This is a genomic window from Pseudoalteromonas sp. '520P1 No. 423', assembly GCF_001269985.1.
Taxonomy (GTDB): Bacteria; Pseudomonadota; Gammaproteobacteria; order Enterobacterales; family Alteromonadaceae; genus Pseudoalteromonas.
Genome location: NZ_BBZB01000001.1, coordinates 114,722 through 131,469, shown reverse-complemented (window position 1 = coordinate 131,469; position 16,748 = coordinate 114,722). Strand labels below are relative to the sequence as shown.

Annotated in this window: 14 protein-coding genes; 7 read left to right on the top strand and 7 right to left on the bottom strand. The window is 35.4% G+C overall.

Annotation, left to right across the window (positions count from 1 at the left end; genetic code table 11):
• The first annotated feature begins 48 nt into the window (after positions 1-48).
• The 4 genes from PSA_RS00540 to PSA_RS00525 all read left to right on the top strand — a co-directional run bounded on the left by PSA_RS00540 (position 49) and on the right by PSA_RS00525 (position 2,571).
• The gene (locus PSA_RS00540; RefSeq protein ID WP_231665202.1) at positions 49-351 is read left to right on the top strand and encodes a hemerythrin domain-containing protein; all 303 of its coding nucleotides are present in this window, start codon (positions 49-51) and stop codon (positions 349-351) included.
• A gap of 429 nt (positions 352-780) precedes the next feature.
• On the top strand, positions 781-1,044 hold the full coding sequence (locus tag PSA_RS00535; RefSeq protein WP_042146726.1) for a hypothetical protein: 264 nt from the start codon (positions 781-783) through the stop codon (positions 1,042-1,044).
• A 77-nt stretch (positions 1,045-1,121) separates the two neighbouring features.
• Positions 1,122-2,135: a site-2 protease family protein gene (locus PSA_RS00530; protein WP_082305779.1), complete on the top strand. Its 1,014-nt coding sequence runs from the start codon at positions 1,122-1,124 to the stop codon at positions 2,133-2,135.
• Positions 2,136-2,343: 208 nt separating this feature from the next.
• On the top strand, positions 2,344-2,571 hold the full coding sequence (locus tag PSA_RS00525; RefSeq protein WP_042146724.1) for a hypothetical protein: 228 nt from the start codon (positions 2,344-2,346) through the stop codon (positions 2,569-2,571).
• Between the two features lie 15 nt (positions 2,572-2,586).
• On the opposite strand, the gene PSA_RS00520 is transcribed toward PSA_RS00525, so the two are convergent.
• On the bottom strand, positions 2,587-3,516 hold the full coding sequence (locus tag PSA_RS00520) for an AEC family transporter (RefSeq protein ID WP_042146721.1): 930 nt from the start codon (positions 3,514-3,516) through the stop codon (positions 2,587-2,589).
• Positions 3,517-3,772: 256 nt separating this feature from the next.
• Between PSA_RS00520 and PSA_RS00515 the strand changes: the two genes are divergently transcribed.
• Both PSA_RS00515 and PSA_RS00510 read left to right on the top strand, forming a co-directional pair.
• Positions 3,773-6,631 (top strand): TonB-dependent receptor domain-containing protein, encoded by a 2,859-nt coding sequence (locus PSA_RS00515; protein WP_042146720.1) that lies wholly within the window; start codon positions 3,773-3,775, stop codon positions 6,629-6,631.
• Between the two features lie 158 nt (positions 6,632-6,789).
• The gene (locus PSA_RS00510; RefSeq protein ID WP_042146718.1) at positions 6,790-7,200 is read left to right on the top strand and encodes a YacL family protein; all 411 of its coding nucleotides are present in this window, start codon (positions 6,790-6,792) and stop codon (positions 7,198-7,200) included.
• A gap of 53 nt (positions 7,201-7,253) precedes the next feature.
• Here PSA_RS00510 and PSA_RS00505 read toward each other — a convergent pair whose 3' ends face one another.
• The 6 genes from PSA_RS00505 to glnA form a co-directional block, all read right to left on the bottom strand.
• Positions 7,254-7,532 carry a hypothetical protein gene (locus PSA_RS00505; RefSeq protein WP_042146715.1) on the bottom strand — a complete coding sequence of 93 codons (279 nt, stop codon included), beginning with the start codon at positions 7,530-7,532 and terminating at the stop codon, positions 7,254-7,256.
• A gap of 28 nt (positions 7,533-7,560) precedes the next feature.
• A complete protein-coding gene (locus PSA_RS00500) occupies positions 7,561-8,568 on the bottom strand; it encodes a lipopolysaccharide assembly protein LapB (RefSeq protein ID WP_042146713.1) in 1,008 nt (335 codons plus the stop codon).
• 484 nt (positions 8,569-9,052) lie between these two features.
• On the bottom strand, positions 9,053-10,438 hold the full coding sequence (gene glnG / locus PSA_RS00495) for a nitrogen regulation protein NR(I) (protein ID WP_042146710.1): 1,386 nt from the start codon (positions 10,436-10,438) through the stop codon (positions 9,053-9,055).
• Between the two features lie 61 nt (positions 10,439-10,499).
• Positions 10,500-11,609 carry a nitrogen regulation protein NR(II) gene (glnL, locus tag PSA_RS00490; protein ID WP_127924147.1) on the bottom strand — a complete coding sequence of 370 codons (1,110 nt, stop codon included), beginning with the start codon at positions 11,607-11,609 and terminating at the stop codon, positions 10,500-10,502.
• A 246-nt stretch (positions 11,610-11,855) separates the two neighbouring features.
• On the bottom strand, positions 11,856-12,398 hold the full coding sequence (locus PSA_RS00485; protein WP_127924146.1) for a DUF4124 domain-containing protein: 543 nt from the start codon (positions 12,396-12,398) through the stop codon (positions 11,856-11,858).
• Between the two features lie 198 nt (positions 12,399-12,596).
• Positions 12,597-14,003 carry a glutamate--ammonia ligase gene (glnA, locus tag PSA_RS00480; protein WP_042146709.1) on the bottom strand — a complete coding sequence of 469 codons (1,407 nt, stop codon included), beginning with the start codon at positions 14,001-14,003 and terminating at the stop codon, positions 12,597-12,599.
• Positions 14,004-14,471: 468 nt separating this feature from the next.
• On the opposite strand from glnA, the gene typA reads away from it, so the two are divergent.
• Positions 14,472-16,295, top strand: coding sequence for a translational GTPase TypA (gene typA, locus PSA_RS00475; RefSeq protein ID WP_042146707.1), 1,824 nt, complete (start codon positions 14,472-14,474; stop codon positions 16,293-16,295).
• Positions 16,296-16,748: the final 453 nt, after the last annotated feature.

The window sequence follows — 16,748 nt, the reverse complement described above, 5'->3', positions numbered from 1 at the left end:
AAATTCAAAGGTCTATTATTTGTTTATTGAAATAATGGAGTTAATAACATGAGTTCTATTCCTGACTATATGACAGTAAAACATAGAGAATGTGATGATGCTTTTGCAGAAGCGGAATCTGCTGTAGCTAAATCTGATTGGCCGTTAGCTGATGTACAATGGCAGTTATTTACAACAGAACTAGATTTACATTTAGAAGCTGAAGAAACAATGTTATTTCCACAATTTGAGCAAGCAACAGTGATAATTGCAGGGCCAACTCAGGTGATGCGAAGTGAGCATGAGCAAATGCGTGCATTAGTACAAGATATAAATAAAGCATTAAGTACTCAGATAAAGATGCATTTTTAGGTTTATCTGAAACATTAATGGTTTTAATGCAGCAGCATAATATGAAAGAAGAAATGATGCTTTACCCTATGAGTCAGCAATATATTCCAATAGAGCTGGGTGTATTGGAGGCGATAAATTTTTTACTAATTTTCATGCTTTATGGGGGGGATTAGGTTGGGGCGGATTATTAATTATTGCAGTGGGCTTTCAAATTATTCCGATGTTTCATGTTGCTCCACAATTCAACAAAATGATTTCAAAATACATTCCTATCGTTATTCTTAGTTTGATTTTACTGAGAGAGTACACAGCAACATTGATTGTTTCTTTATTAATAATTAATAGTCTTTATTCAATCAGCGTTTTATATGTGATATCTATTATTCAAGGAATGTTGCTTAAATTATTCCTTTTTTAAGTTACACCCATTTACAGCAAAAATGTTTAATGAACTTTGATGCCATGAGTTTATTACCTAATATGCATGGTTTTTTAAATAAAAAACATGCAAATTCATTATTCATACTTCATATTTTTTCTGGATTATCATTAGTATTTACCATACTTTATCCTGCGTTTTATTGGTTGTTTGGTATTTTATTGTTATTAGAATTCACTGGGTTATTATTTTTAATGGTAATGGCGATATGTTTATATCAAGTCAGTAATCATAAAATTAATCACTTATTACAGTTAAGTCAGGTAAAATAGCAACTTTATATAAATGATTTAGCGAGTAACTAAAGTTGTTAAACATCACGCTTTTTGATCAAGAACTGAAACTTGAAATGGATGAATCCGGCTTGCAAAGCCTATATTGGGCAGATCAACTGGTAAGCCAAGTTAATTTGGCTGGTAATCGTGTCACTGAGGTTGTGCATAGATTTCAGCTGCAACAAAATAAAGAAAAAGTAGAAATCAGCCTTAACCTACAAGCACAAGATCAAACCGTTGATTATCAATTATGGATAGATCAAAAACAGCAAGTCTCAGGTGATTTTCAATTACCCGATAGTGGTCACTTAGCTAAATCAGAACGCAAAACAGGTTGGTTAGGCTTAGCTGCATTAGGTTTTAAATTACTTAAAAGTGCAAAAGTAATCAAAGCGGTATTAGCGGGCGCTTCAGTTGCGGGTTATGCTTGGTTATTTTCAATTGAATTTGCTTTAGTGTTAGTGGCTTGTTTAGTGGCACATGAATATGGTCATGTGAGAGCCATGAAATATTTTGGCATCAAAACTAAGGGCATATATTTAATTCCTTTTGTAGGCGGTTTAGCGGTTTCAGACGATAAAATAAATACCCGCTGGCAAGACGTAGTAATTTCAATCATGGGGCCCTGTTTTGGTTTATTGATGTCGTTTGCGTGTTTAATTTTGTATTACGCTACAGACTTGGAGTTATTTGCAGGTGCGGCAGTGATCAGCGCCTTACTCAACTTATTTAACCTTTTACCTATATTACCATTAGACGGTGGTCATGTTCTTAAGAGCATTAGCTTTTCGATGCGCTCTTGGATTGGATTATCTGTGTGTATGTCAGGCATCGCTCTAGGCGCTTGGGTTGCTTATACATTTGGTTTAGTACTATTGGTATTCTTCTTATTTATCGGCTCAATAGAGGTGATTTTTGAATGGCGACAACGCCATTACTCACACTTAGTGCCTTTAGATAAATATGGGCAAATATTTTCAACTGTGTGGTTTTTATTAGTCGCAGTTGGGCATATATGGGTAATCGTTAACTTCGCAGATTCAGATAATCCGATATTAAGTTTACCAATGAAAATTTTGAGTAGTTAAGTGTTATTTAAGCTAAAAGTTAGTTATTTTAACGATTAAATTTTAATAGCTAACTTTTGATTTTTGTAATTTGTTGATATTTAAGTTTATTTTTATTGGCATGACCCTTGTATTATTCATTATACAAGTAACTATTTGATATCAAAGTATTATCAATTTATGATTTAAACTATTGATATCTGAGTTTAGAAGTAAAAGAGGACTATTTATGTCAGAGCAAGGTTCAGGCGGTAACGTAATTGCTGCAATTTGTAATGTTTTTTTCCCAGGTTTAGGCCAGTTAGTACAAGGTCGTATTATGTCGGCTTTAATTTTTGCAATAGTTGTATTTGGTGGATACGCATTATGGTTTTTAGTTGTGCCAGCAATCATAGGTGGTATCGCACATTTATGGGCAATCATAGATGCGGCTAAATTTGATAATCGTAGACATTAACTGATTTTACCTCACCTAAAGTAATACACTTAACCAAAAACTAAAGCTGATCAGTGACAGTACCGTTGACAATACAACGGTGCTGGCTAAAGTGGATTGATACTGCTTTAGCTGCACTGAAATCAAGTAGGCGTTAACACCGAGAGGGGACGCACTTAACAATACTGTCACAGCGAGTAATTCTTCATCTAATACTACAACGTATTTTCCTAACCCATAAACCAGAGCCGGCAATAATATTAGCTTTAAAGCACTCGCTAGCGCGCTCATTTGCCAGTCTTTACTTACCTTATAAAAACTTAAATTTGCACCTAACACAAATAATGCCCCTGTTAATGCAGGTTGTGATAATAATTCAAGTGCGCTATTTAATTGTGTCGGAATTTCAATTTTTAAGGCGTTAAAAATTAAACCTAAAGAAATACTTGAAACAACAGGGTTAAATAGTACGTTTTTAAAGAAACCTCGCCAATTAAAGCGACTGTCTTGATTGTTAATTTGGCTCAATAAAAAAGTAAGGGTAAACAATAAAGCACTGTGAAAGGTAATAATGAAAAACACACTGCCCATAACGTGTGCGCCAATGGCTGACATGATGATAGGCAAACCAACCAATACAGTATTGGAATAGCTGCTACATAAAGCGTAGGTTGCAGATGCGCTAAAATTTGAATTATTTTTATGTGCTATGTATTTATTTAAAATAAAACCCAATGCAAAAATGGTTAAAACAGGAATATAAAAAACAATTAAAGCATCGGTATTTAAGCTTGTTTCTAAAGGGGCTTTATACATATTTAAAAATAAGAAAACAGGAATGCATAAATTAAAGATAAATTTACTGATCCCACCTATTTGATCTTTATTAAAAATTTTAAAGTGTGTGGCTAAAAAACCTGTAGACACTAAAAATAATAATGGGAATATGATGGTGAAAGCGCTCATTCATTATGCTTATCGTATTTTTTCAATCATTTATTATGCCTCTTGTTACTTATTATTTTCAGTTTATTTTTTAAATTTAAGGTTTTTTTTGTCTCCTATGTATTTATAAGTTTACATATTTAAATTTATAAACATGTCTATAGATTATCAATTGTGTCAATTATTGTTAATAGATGATAAAAATGTTGCAAGATGTTACAAAATGTTGCAAATATTACTTAAATACCAATTAAATTGGTCCAGGGAGAATAAAATCATGAAGCAGGTAAGTTTTTTATCATGCAGTATTAAATCGGCATTATTTTTAGGTGCAATAGGCAGTATTAATGTTTCAGCGAATGACGAAGTTAGTGCTGAAGAACAAGTTGAAAGAATTGAAGTAACAGGTTCTCGTATTATGCGAGAAGGTGCAATTTCACCTTCTCCAGTAACTGTAATATCAGGTGCTGATTTATTAAATACTGGTGCTATCAATATAGGTGAAGCGCTAAATAAATTACCAGCCTTAGGAAATACTTACTCTTTAGCTAACTCGGGTCGTTATATTGGTACTGCGGGATTAAATATTCTTGATTTACGAAACATGGGAACCGATAGAACTTTAGTTCTGGTCAATGGTAAACGTCATGTTTCAAGTAGTGCCGGTTCTGCATCTGTAGATACAAATACAATTCCTAGTACTTGGGTCGAGCGTGTTGAAATTATAACTGGTGGTGCTTCTGCTGTTTATGGTGCGGATGCCGTAACAGGTGTTGTTAACTTTATTTTGAAAAAAAATGTTGAAGGCTTAGAAGTTAGCGCTACGAGAGGATTTGCTGATGGAAATAGCTACAACAATGAAAAAGCAACTTTCTCATATGGTACGAACTTTGATGACGGTCGAGGTAATGCTGCTTTTGCTGTTGAATATTCTTCTCAAGAATCATTAAATGCGCTTGATAATCCTTGGACTTCTTTATCACATATTTCATTAAGAAATGCAGATCAAACTGAAGAAAACAAAGATAGCTTGCAATACCCTGATAAAATTTATACTCCAAATGCAGGTTATTATGGTATTAACAATGCGGGTGTTTATAGTTTAAATGGCCCTGCTTGGTGGACTGCATTAACAAATACCTTTAATCCTGATGGTTCACAAAGAACTCTTGATATTGGTGATAATGTGGATGGTATTAAGTGTGCCGATTGTGATTTATTTAATTTAGCTCAATTTACTGAAATTCAACCTGCATTTGAGCGTTATAATGTTAACTTTAAAGCAAATTATGATGTAAGTGATGACATGAGTGCATATGTCGAAGCTAAATATGTAAATAGCCAAGGTCAAAGCATAGGTCAACCAGCTTTCTTTTTCTATGATACGCAAAATAATATTAAAAGAGATAATGCTTATTTAAATCCAGAGCTTGCTAACTTAATGGATGAGAATGAGGTTGAAGCATTAGTTGTTAATAGAATGATGACTGATCTTGGTCGCCGGATTGAAGACAATACGCGTGAAACTACTCGCTTTGTTACTGGTATTGAAGGCATGCTTACAGATGAGTGGTCTTTAGATGCATCATTTGTATATGGTAAAACTGATATTGAGCGTGTAAATGGCGCTAATATGGTAATGGCTAATTATTTTAATGCATTAGATGCTGTTAAGAATGATGCTGGAGACATAGTTTGTCGTAGCGAAGAAGCACAAGCTGAAGGCTGTGTTCCAGTCAATATAATGGGCTTTGGTGCACCTTCACAAGAAGCAATTGATTATATAAATGTTGTTTCAGTAGGTACTAGTGAAATAACACAAATGGTTGCAGCTGCAACTGTAGCTAACTCAGCAATTTATGAGTTACCTGCTGGTATGGTTGGATTTGCCGCTGGTGTAGAATACCGTAAAGAAAAAAGTGAAACGATTGAACCAGATAATGCAGAAGGTACTTTCTTCAATGCATTAGGTGAAGATAAAGGTGAGTTTGATGTAACCGAAGTCTACACTGAAATTTCAGTTCCATTGATTTCTGATGTTGTAGGTATTGACGATTTAGTATTGGATGCTGCAGTACGTTATGCTGATTATAGTACGGTTGGTGATGCTACTAGCTGGAAACTTGGTTTAGACTGGACAGTAAATGAAGAGTTACGAGTTCGTGCTACTCAATCTGCTGCAATTCGTGCTCCAAACATTGGTGAAATTTTTGGTGCTCCAAGTCAAACTTTTTACAATGTTGATGATCCTTGTAAATCAGATAACTTAAATGATTTAGAGAATAGTACTACACGTCGTGCTAACTGTGCAGCTTTAGGTGTTGCTACTGATTTTAATTCTACTTACGATTCTGCATCAATTGAAGGTTTAGTTAGTGGTAATGAAAATTTAGATCCTGAAGAGTCAGAAAGTACTACAATTGGTGCTGTTTATCAGCCAAGTTTTGTTGATGGTTTAGTGATAACATTAGATTATTGGGCTATTGATCTTGAAAATGCAATCTCAACGATTGACTCTCAAGATATTTTAGATCGCTGTGTTGATGCTGAAGGCGGTGTTGATAACCAATATTGTAATCTGATTACTCGCCAGAGTAATAGTGAAATATCATTAATTCAAAACTCAGTACTCAATGTTGCAGGTCAAGAAGTAACAGGTATTGATTTTGAAATTGGTTACGACTTTGAAGCTTTAGATGGCAAGTTTAATACAACCCTTTTAGGTACTTATTTAAAAGAGCGTAAGGAGTTTCCATTCCAAGATGATTTAACTGATTTTTACGATTATGCCGGTACGACTGGTGAAGCTCAGTGGCAAGCAAATTTATCAATAAACTATAGTACGGATAACTATTACGGTAGCTTCAGTACTCGCTTTATTGATGAAGTGAACTTATATACAGCTCATGAACTTGATGATAATCCAAACCCTAGTAATTTAATGACTTTTGAAAGCTACTTAATTTCAGATATCACTGTTGGATATACAATGGATAATGGCTTAGATCTTAAACTAGGTGTTGATAACGTATTTGACCGTGAACTTCCTTTTGGTACTCGAGGTACTGGTGGTGGTTCTGCAAGTTATGACAATATCGGTAGATTTGCATACCTAACAGTATCTTATAAACTGTAATTATTTGAGTTTTAACAAGGATAACCTTTAGTAGGTTATCCTTAATTATCTAAATATTACCTCCTTTTAAAAACTCTCCTCTAAAAATATACTAAAAAAATAAAATCAATTATACTTCAGCCCCTTTTCAATAAGCGATTTAGTAGCCAGGTAATAATATGGAATATGAGTTTATTAGAGATCCTGATTTAGATGTTGTGGGGAAAGGGTTTCAAGTTGAATTTTCCCATGAGCATCGCATTGTTGGCCGTTGGCTCATGGAAGAGTTTGGCACTGATTTAGATGCGTTACAAAAAATCTTTGATTTTATGTCTGAAATTGAAGCTGCAAAGATTACTGAGCAGTTTGTTTTAGGAAAAGAAATCAGTTTAAAACTAAACCGTTATGAAGCCTTAATTGAAGCGAATGCACTGCATCAGCAAGAGCATGATTTATCTATTTATGAAGATGATGCATTAGAGCTTGATGAAAATGGTTTATCCGCTGGTTGTGGTTTTGAAGATTTTTTAGATATGCTTGAAGCGTGGCGTGATTTTGTAATTGATAATACGCGTAAACGTCGTCGCTAATTTATTGCTCGATTCGTATATAAAGTCATTTAGAAAACTAATTTAAATGACTCTTAGAGCTCACTTAATGCCATAACTAATACCTCAATAGCCAGTTCAGTTAATGCATTTTCTTTAGTATCTAACTCTATCGCTTTATCAACCTCATTTAATGCGAGGCAATTTTTAATATCTGAATTGTCTGGTGGAATAGCGCTATCTTCTAGTGCACTCACATGCATTAAACAGTTATTAATTTCGGTATTTCGAATATGAGATGGCGATGTGCTAAGGCAACCTGAAATCATAAAGGCGATTATTAAAATCACTGGTTTTATTAAGTGCAAATTCATTTTGTTGCCTCCTACTCATTATTCTAAATTATAGTTGTTTTTTAGCTTTCTTTTTTAATTTCTTATCTGTGGCATTGTTATATGCCCATTTAAATAAAGTTTCAGCTTCATCTTGTTGTTGGTTAAATTTATATAGCTGAGCTAAACGAAAATGTGCCCATTGATAACGCTCATCCTTAGGGTTGTTGACTTGTTCAATGTAATCATTAAGTGCCTTTATACCTATATCTAAGTGCTCTTTTGTCTCATTGGCTATTCGACCTGTGTAATAGAGTGACTCTAAATGATTGTCTATTTCATATTGTTCTATTTTATTGGTTTTAGCATTTTTTTGGAGCGGTAATTTGCTGGCTTTAATAAAAAACTCTTGAGCTTTAGTCAGTTTTTCATCATCCCAATAGGCATGACCGATCGTTGTATGAACAGCGATATCTTTTGGAAACTGCTTTTGACCTTCGGCTATTATTTTCTTCAGGGCTGTATCGTTATCGTCTTGCATATAGTAGGAAAATTTGGCGTAAAAACCTTCTTTTTTATCAAGGGCATTAATTTTATCTACTAGTAATAGTCCTTGTTCCATATCACCTCCTGCGATTGAAGGGGCATTGATATAAAATTGCATTAACGCAGATAGATAATTTAGATTGTTTGGTTCAATATCTACTGCTTTTTTAAATCCATCTAGTGCTTTTCCTGCATAGTTTAATGCGCTAAAAATAGATGATTGTGCTTGCGCTGCCATAACGCTAGCGTAGACATAATTCGTTTTTGCGTGTTCAGCATTATTTTTTAATAAATATGAAATGATTTCTTCGGCATCGTCAAATTCTCTGATGCGATATAAACTCTGAGTTAAGAATAATGATTCTTCAAATGAAGGCGATTTTTTAGCTTCGATTTGGCTAATGATTTCATGATATTGTTTTTTTTCAAAAGCTTGCTCTAGAGATTTTAACTGTATAGTACTATTTGGCTCATTAGCTAATAAACAAGTTGAAAATAGCAGTATTGTTAAACTTAAAATTTTATTATTCATCAAGATAATCCATTATTTTTGTATAGCATATCATCAACTGGTGGAAGTGTTGTTAAAAAGTGTACAAGTAAAATCATTTTTTCTCGGATCACTGCAGGTAATCGAGTAAGTGATTGTGGTGTGATGGCTAATAAGGTGGCGTCTTCTAAAGCGCGCGCATTTATACTGCGACTACTTTGGTTTATAAGCCGTCTTTGCCTACAAACTCACCTGGTAATAAAGTTGCAAGCTCTACCATGTCGTTCGGCTAAATTTAAACTGTTAAAAAAGCCCAGCCTGTTAGTGATTTCCATTTGTTTTATCAACGGGATATGTTCAATAAGCTTCATGTATTTATATTCTTTTTAAGGGAGGTTGTTCAAACAAGGAAAATTGAACAGTTTTAACATTATGGCAGTTTTCTTTGGCTGTTAAACGAAATATTCCCGATATAAAGTATCAGGAATATAGAAGTAGATTTTAAAGAGCTGGATTAATCTCTTGTTTAAGAAATATTTTGCTCTTTTAATTTTCGCGTTAAGGTATTGCGTCCCCAACCAATTTTAATGGCTGCATCTTGTTTATGACCGTTACAATTAGCTAATGCGCTTTTAATTAAACGCTCTTCTAATTGTGTTTGAATTTGTGGCCAAATATTTTCTTTACCCTGCTTTAACTCACTTTCAAGCCAAGTTTGAAATTCGTCTAACCAACTTGCTTTTGCTATGATGGCTTGTTCATCGGTTATTTCTTCTGGAAGGTCATCTATAGCGATAAGCTGCCCAGGCGCCATAACTGTAAGCCAGCGACACGAGTTTTCTAATTGCCTTACATTGCCAGGCCAATTAAATGATTGCAGCTTTTTACTTGCTTCTGGGCTAAGCACTTTGCATTCAACTTTTAAGTCTTTAGCACTTTTTCTTAAAAAGGTTTGCGCTAATATTTCAATATCTTCAGGACGTTCACGCAATGGCGGTAGCTTTAATCTAACAACATTTAAACGGTGAAATAAATCATCTCTAAATTGCCCTTTTAGTACTAGATCTTCTAAATTTTGATGAGTCGCGGCAATAATACGCACATCTACTTTAATGCTTTGATGACCACCTACGCGATAAAATTCACCATCTGAAAGCACTCTTAATAAACGGGTTTGCACATCAAGTGGCATATCACCTATTTCATCTAAAAATAGTGTGCCACCATTAGCTTGTTCAAAACGGCCTTTACGTACGCTATCGGCACCTGTAAATGCGCCTTTTTCATGACCAAAAAGCTCTGACTCAACCAGTTCTTTAGGAATAGCGGCCATATTTAAAGCGATAAACTCTTTTTCTCGACGCGGGCTGTGATTATGTAATGCACCAGCGACGAGCTCTTTACCTGTACCTGACTCACCATTAATAAGTACACTCATACTGGATGCTGATAGTTTTCCGATAGCACGAAAAACTTCTTGCATAGCAGGTGCTTCACCTATGATGTCGGGGGTTTTTTTAGGCTCTTTTTTGACTTTTACTTTAATACGGCTATTTGCTCTATAGGCACTTTCTACTAATGCGATTGCTTCATTTAAGTCAAAAGGTTTTGCTAAGTACTCAAAAGCGCCTTTTTGAAATGCTTGCACTGCTGAATCTAGGTCAGAGTGCGCAGTCATGATGATCACAGGTAGTCCCGGATTATCTTGCACTATACCCTCTAATAATGTCATACCATCCATGCCAGGCATGCGCACATCAGAAACCAATACGGTAGGCTGACTATATTCTAAGGCTTGTAAAACATCTTCTGCATTAGAAAAACTCTCAGCATGAAATCCTGCACGGGTTAATGCTTTTTCTAATACAAACCGAATAGATGCGTCGTCGTCAACGAGCCAAACTGTTTTCATCTTTATTTCCTTTTTGTAGCTAGGAATTTATTTGTTTATTATTTTTATAATATGTATGTGCTTACAAGCTTAAAGGCAAATATATATTAAACTCTGTATGTCCAGGCCAACTTTCACAATCTATGTAACCATTGTGTTGGTCAATTAATGTTTGTGCAATCGATAACCCTAAACCTGAACCGCCTTCTTTATTGGTCACCATAGGAAAAAATATTGTTTCTATTAGATCTTGATCTATCCCAGGACCATTATCTAATATTTGTATCTGTAATGCGTTTTTCATTGATTTGTTATGAACACGCATTTGATGGCGGATACGTGTTTTAATCAGAATTCTACCTGGTTCACTATTAAGGGTTTCATTGCTAATTATGGCCTGCTGGGCATTACGAACAATATTTAAAACCACTTGTTGCATTTTTCCTTCATCAATATTGATATCAGGAATACTCGGATCATAATCTTTGATTAATTTAATATGATTATGATTTTCTAACATGGCTAACTTAATAACAGATTCTAACGTTTGATGAATATTACAATCTGTTTTTTTCAGTAATTGATTTGGTCCTAATAATCGATCGACCAATTCTGTTAACCTATCAGTTTGCTCTATGATGAGATTGGTGCATTCATCACGTTCACTCTGATAAGTTTCATACTGCAATAACTGCGCCGCTCCACGAATACCACCTAAAGGGTTTTTGATTTCATGGGCTAATCCTCTAATTAAGGTACGCGCTGCAATATGTTGATGCATCTGATGCGACGCTTGATCGTGTTTTATTTCTTCATCTAATCGACGACACTCTAATAAAATGAGACTTTGATCATCATCGGTAATTAATCGAGAACTTAACGCAATTTTGGCATGTCGAGAATCTATAAAAACCACGTCAGCTCTATGCTGATGGCAATCTATACCTTGCTCTAATGTGTGGCTGCATATTCTTGATACATCAATTGTATGGTGACTAAATAAGGCGTTAAATTCTTGTCTTATAAATCGCTTTTCGCCTAAAGCAAATAGCTCTTTTGCACTTTCATTGGCGTAAATGACGATCAAATCTTGGTTGAGCAAAATGACAGAGGTTGTTAGATTTTTCCAAGCAGAATGTAATAATTCAGAAGAATGTATATTTTTATTATTAATTGCATCATTAGAGAACATATTTGCACCAATTTAGTGCGTAAGTATTTTGATGAATAAAAACACGATACTTAAGCGGGTTTAGTTTTATACCAGTTCTATTAAGTTAGTGAGCAAATATAAATTTAGGTTATTTAGATTGGTCATATATTTATTGGAATTGGTATCAATATAATACTGTTTAATTTACCTTAAGTAGCGCTGAATACGTAGTCATTTTAGAGCTGAATGTGAGAAGATTTTTACAGTGGTTGGTATTTAGAAAATTCAAGAACCTGATATAACAGAACGACGATGTAAGAATAGGGTAATGCTTTTGCTTTTCGCGAGCGACTTACCTTTGTTATTAATAAGTCCAAGTTGAAGTTGATGCTCGCCACGGTCAATATTTCGAATTACAAATAAGATAGAAGCTTGTGGGTGTCCGTATTTCGCGCCATCTAAATAGAGCTGGACTTTATGTCCAGGAATAAATCGAGGTTCTATTCGTCCGCTTATATGGATAGAGCCAGTATTATCTCTTATTGTTTCTTCATGAATAGGGCTTGTAATGTCGATGGTGTACTTAATCGCTTTATTTTTTTTATCGCCATATAAAATACTAGTATCAACCGATTTCATTTCAATGGCTTTACTATTGAGTTTTATTTCTTCTGCATCAACTTCGGGTTGTGGCGTATCAGAGAAAACAAGTACGCCTTTCGCGTCACGCCAAACATAGATTTTCTTAGGCGCAGCAAAGCTTTGATGTGTAAAGACACACAAAAAAATACTCAGCAGCATCGCTGTAAAACCCATTTTTAAACCCACTTTGGCATCCTTGTTATTTTTATTTTTATTTTGGTTATGCAATAAAGCCTTAGCTTAAAACTATAGCAAAAAATTAACATAACTGCGCTAACTCTAACCGATAACAGGAATTTTTTCCATAAAAAAAGCCTGCATAAGCAGGCTTTTGGAACACACATTAAAATATTTTTTTAAGCTAGGCTTAAAATAAGCTGCAAATTAACAGCTGTAGTACATTTCAAACTCAACTGGATGAGTTGTACTGTTTAATTTTTCAATCTCTTGATTCTTAAGATCAATATAAGCATCAATTAAATCGTCAGTGAACACGCCACCTTGTGTTAAGAATTCACGGTCAGCATCTAGTGCTGCTAACGCTTCTTCTAAAGAACCTGCAACTGTTGGGATTTCAGCCGCTTCTTCAGCAGGTAGGTCGTATAAATCTTTGTCCATAGCATCGCCAGGGTGGATCTTGTTTTTAATTCCGTCAAGACCAGCCATTAACATAGATGAGAATGCTAAGTAAGGGTTACCTGTTGGATCTGGGAAGCGAACTTCAATACGACGTGCTTTAGCTGAAGGTACCACTGGAATACGGATTGAAGCTGAACGGTTACGTGCTGAGTAAGCAAGCATAACTGGTGCTTCGAAACCTGGTACTAGGCGTTTGTATGAGTTAGTTGAAGCATTTGCAAATGCATTAATTGCACGAGCATGCTTGATGATACCACCAATGTAGTAAAGTGCATCTTCAGAAAGACCACCGTATTTATCACCTGCAAATAAGTTAACACCGTCTTTAGCTAGTGACTGGTGACAATGCATACCAGAACCGTTATCACCTACAACTGGCTTAGGCATAAATGTTGCTGTTTTACCGTATAAATGCGCCATGTTATGGATAACATATTTCATTTCTTGGATTTCATCAGCTTTAATTACCATAGTATTAAAGCGAGTAGCGATTTCGTTTTGACCTGCAGTTGCTACTTCGTGGTGATGTGCTTCAACTACTTGACCCATTTCTTCAAGTACTAAACACGTAGCTGAACGCCAATCTTGAAATGCATCAACTGGAGCAACTGGAAAGTAACCACCTTTAACACCAGGACGATGACCTGTATTGCCGCCTTCGTAATCTTTATCTGAATTCCAAGCAGCTTGCTCAGAATCAATTTTGTACATAGAACCTGACATATCAGTTTTGTATTTAACGTCATCAAATACGAAAAACTCAGGCTCAGGACCAAATAAAACTGTGTCTGCAATACCTGTAGAACGCATGTAATCTTCAGCACGTTTAGCAACAGAACGAGGATCACGTTCGTAACCTTGTAGGTCAGAAGGTTCTACAACGTCACAACGAACGATTAAAGTTGTTTCTTCTGTGAAAGGGTCTAACTTTGCTGAGTCTGCGTCAGGTAGTAATACCATGTCTGATTCGTTGATACCTTTCCAACCAGCAATTGAAGAACCATCAAACATTTTACCGTCTTCAAAAAACTCTTCATCAACTTGGTGATGTGGGATAGATACGTGCTGTTCTTTACCTTTAGTATCAGTGAAACGTAAGTCAATAAATTTAACGTCGTTTTCCTTGATAAGTTCTAAAACCGAATGTGACATGTGTGTCCTCCAACGTGATTTGGGTTACTTTTATATTTGATTTTTTTTACTTGAACTCATTAAGCTTGTTTTGTGCCAGTTTTGTAACTTAATGATATCTAGAAGTATTGTTTGTTTTTTATATTTTCAAATCATACTGTTGCACTAATATGATCTCCTGTTGCACGTTTTTGGTGCAATGAAATATAAACTTTAGAGTATAGCCAGTTATTTTGACTATTGTTTGATTTGCATATTTTTTTATAAATAGATGCTTAAAAATCAACCAGTAATAATTTAATTTAAATTATTTTTAATTTTTATATTGGATAAACTTTCATCCGTGCCATTATTAGGGGATAATATGCGACCAATTTTTATCTCTATGCTGAGAAGCGTCATCTTATTTTAATATTGTTAAAGTAAGGTAACGGCAAATAGCGTAGGTCTTTTTAGGATCAGCGAGATTAAATTCTCTGAGACAATTTTATGAGCATCGAACAGTTACGTAATATAGCCATCATCGCGCACGTTGACCACGGTAAAACAACTTTGGTTGATAAACTACTTGAGCAATCAGGTACTTTAGAAACTCGTGGCGGTAATGAAGAACGTGTAATGGATTCTAACGATATTGAAAAAGAACGTGGTATCACAATTCTTGCAAAAAATACTGCAATTGAATGGAAAGATTACCACATCAACATCATAGATACTCCTGGACACGCCGATTTTGGTGGTGAGGTTGAACGTGTACTTTCAATGGCAGATTCTGTATTGCTATTAGTAGATGCTCAAGAAGGTCCAATGCCACAAACGCGTTTTGTAACGCAAAAAGCATTCGCACAGGGTCTTAAGCCGATCGTTGTAATCAACAAAATCGATAAGCCTGGCGCACGTCCTGATTGGGTTATGGATCAAATCTTTGATTTATTCGATAACTTAGGTGCAACTGATGATCAGTTAGACTTCCAAGTAGTTTACGCTTCAGCTATTAACGGTTGGGCAACTATGGACTTAGATGATAAGTCTGACAACATGGAACCTTTATTCCAAGCTGTTGTTGATAACGTAGCACCACCAGTAGTTGACGTAGATGGTGCATTCCAAATGCAGATCTCTCAGCTAGACTACAACTCATATGTTGGCGTAATCGGTGTAGGTCGTATCAAACGTGGTAATGTTAAACCTAATCAACAAGTAACTATCATTTCTGAAGATGGTTCTACTCGTAATGCTAAAATTGGTACAGTTCAAAGCTACTTAGGTCTTGAGCGTATTGAAACTGATCAAGCATTCGCTGGTAACATCGTAACTATCACAGGTTGTGGTGAGCTTAAGATTTCAGATACTGTATGTTGTCCAAACAATGTTGAAGCTTTACCAGCACTAAGTGTTGATGAGCCAACAGTAACAATGACTTTCTCTGTAAATAACTCTCCTTTCTGTGGTAAAGAAGGTAAGTTTGTTACTTCACGTAACATCCTTGAGCGTTTAGAAAAAGAATTAGTTCATAACGTTGCACTACGTGTTGAAGAAACTGATAACCCAGATAGCTTCCGTGTTTCTGGTCGTGGTGAACTACACTTAGGTATCTTAATTGAAAACATGCGTCGTGAAGGCTTTGAAATTGCTGTATCACGTCCACAAGTAATCATTAAAGATATCGATGGTGTTAAATCTGAACCTTTCGAAACAGTTACAATTGACTGTGAAGAAGAGCATCAAGGTTCTATCATGGAGCAATTAGGTTTACGTAAAGGTGAGCTAACAGATATGGCTCCAGATGGTAAAGGTCGTATGCGTATGGACTTTATGATCCCAAGCCGTGGTTTAATTGGTTTCCAAACTGATTTCATGACACTTACTTCAGGTTCAGGTCTTATGTACCATACATTCGATCATTACGGTCCTCACAAAGGCGGTGAAATCGGTCTTCGTAAGAATGGTGTTATGATTGCAAATGCAACAGGTAAAGCACTTACTAATGCATTATTTAACTTACAAGAACGTGGTAAATTATTCATCGGTCACGGTGTTGAAGTTTACGAAGGTATGGTTATCGGTATTCATAGCCGTGATAACGACCTTACAGTTAACGCACTTAAAGGTAAGCAGTTAACTAACGTACGTGCATCAGGTACTGATGAAGCGCAAACGCTTACACCACACTTAAACTACACACTTGAGCAAGCGCTTGAGTTCATCGATGATGATGAGTTAGTAGAAGTAACACCTGAAAATATTCGTATCCGTAAGCGTCACTTAACTGAAAGTGATCGTAAACGTGCGAGCCGTGCTGCTAAAGCATAGTTTTTGATTAAATGCAGTGAGGTTTAGCTTCACTCTTTAATTTAAGATTAAAAAACCCGCTAATTTAGCGGGTTTTTTGTTGGCAAAGCTTAAGCTTTGCTATCTGACTCCTCTATTTATTCATTACATAACTTCAAAGTAGCCTTATTTTTTGTTCATTCTTTTTAAACGGCCAAAAAGAACGAACCACAAATTTATCAGGAATTAATTTGAACAGCTTCAGCTGGCCCGAAGGGCTAAATACAGGGATGTATTTTGTCACAAAAAGTCGCCGTAATAATCAAACTACTCCTCAAATAAAATTTGATTTGAATATAAACGCCATGAAGTGGCATCCCTGCCTCAGCATGGCTTATTCGATATCCTATCTCATATTATTCATCAAATTATTATTTTCGGGTTTGATTTAAACGGAAGGGGAGTCCAACTTTTTCTTGTTTTTATAATTTTAAA

Coding starts and splice junctions, on each gene's coding strand:
- PSA_RS00520 (WP_042146721.1), bottom strand. CDS start 3,516: ATGAGCGCTTTCACCATCATATTCCCATTATTATTTTTAGTGTCTACA.
- PSA_RS00540 (WP_231665202.1), top strand. CDS start 49: ATGAGTTCTATTCCTGACTATATGACAGTAAAACATAGAGAATGTGAT.
- PSA_RS00530 (WP_082305779.1), top strand. CDS start 1,122: ATGGATGAATCCGGCTTGCAAAGCCTATATTGGGCAGATCAACTGGTA.
- glnG (WP_042146710.1), bottom strand. CDS start 10,438: ATGAAAACAGTTTGGCTCGTTGACGACGACGCATCTATTCGGTTTGTA.
- PSA_RS00515 (WP_042146720.1), top strand. CDS start 3,773: ATGAAGCAGGTAAGTTTTTTATCATGCAGTATTAAATCGGCATTATTT.
- PSA_RS00510 (WP_042146718.1), top strand. CDS start 6,790: ATGGAATATGAGTTTATTAGAGATCCTGATTTAGATGTTGTGGGGAAA.
- PSA_RS00505 (WP_042146715.1), bottom strand. CDS start 7,532: ATGAATTTGCACTTAATAAAACCAGTGATTTTAATAATCGCCTTTATG.
- glnL (WP_127924147.1), bottom strand. CDS start 11,609: ATGTTCTCTAATGATGCAATTAATAATAAAAATATACATTCTTCTGAA.
- PSA_RS00535 (WP_042146726.1), top strand. CDS start 781: ATGAACTTTGATGCCATGAGTTTATTACCTAATATGCATGGTTTTTTA.
- PSA_RS00500 (WP_042146713.1), bottom strand. CDS start 8,568: ATGAATAATAAAATTTTAAGTTTAACAATACTGCTATTTTCAACTTGT.
- typA (WP_042146707.1), top strand. CDS start 14,472: ATGAGCATCGAACAGTTACGTAATATAGCCATCATCGCGCACGTTGAC.
- PSA_RS00525 (WP_042146724.1), top strand. CDS start 2,344: ATGTCAGAGCAAGGTTCAGGCGGTAACGTAATTGCTGCAATTTGTAAT.
- glnA (WP_042146709.1), bottom strand. CDS start 14,003: ATGTCACATTCGGTTTTAGAACTTATCAAGGAAAACGACGTTAAATTT.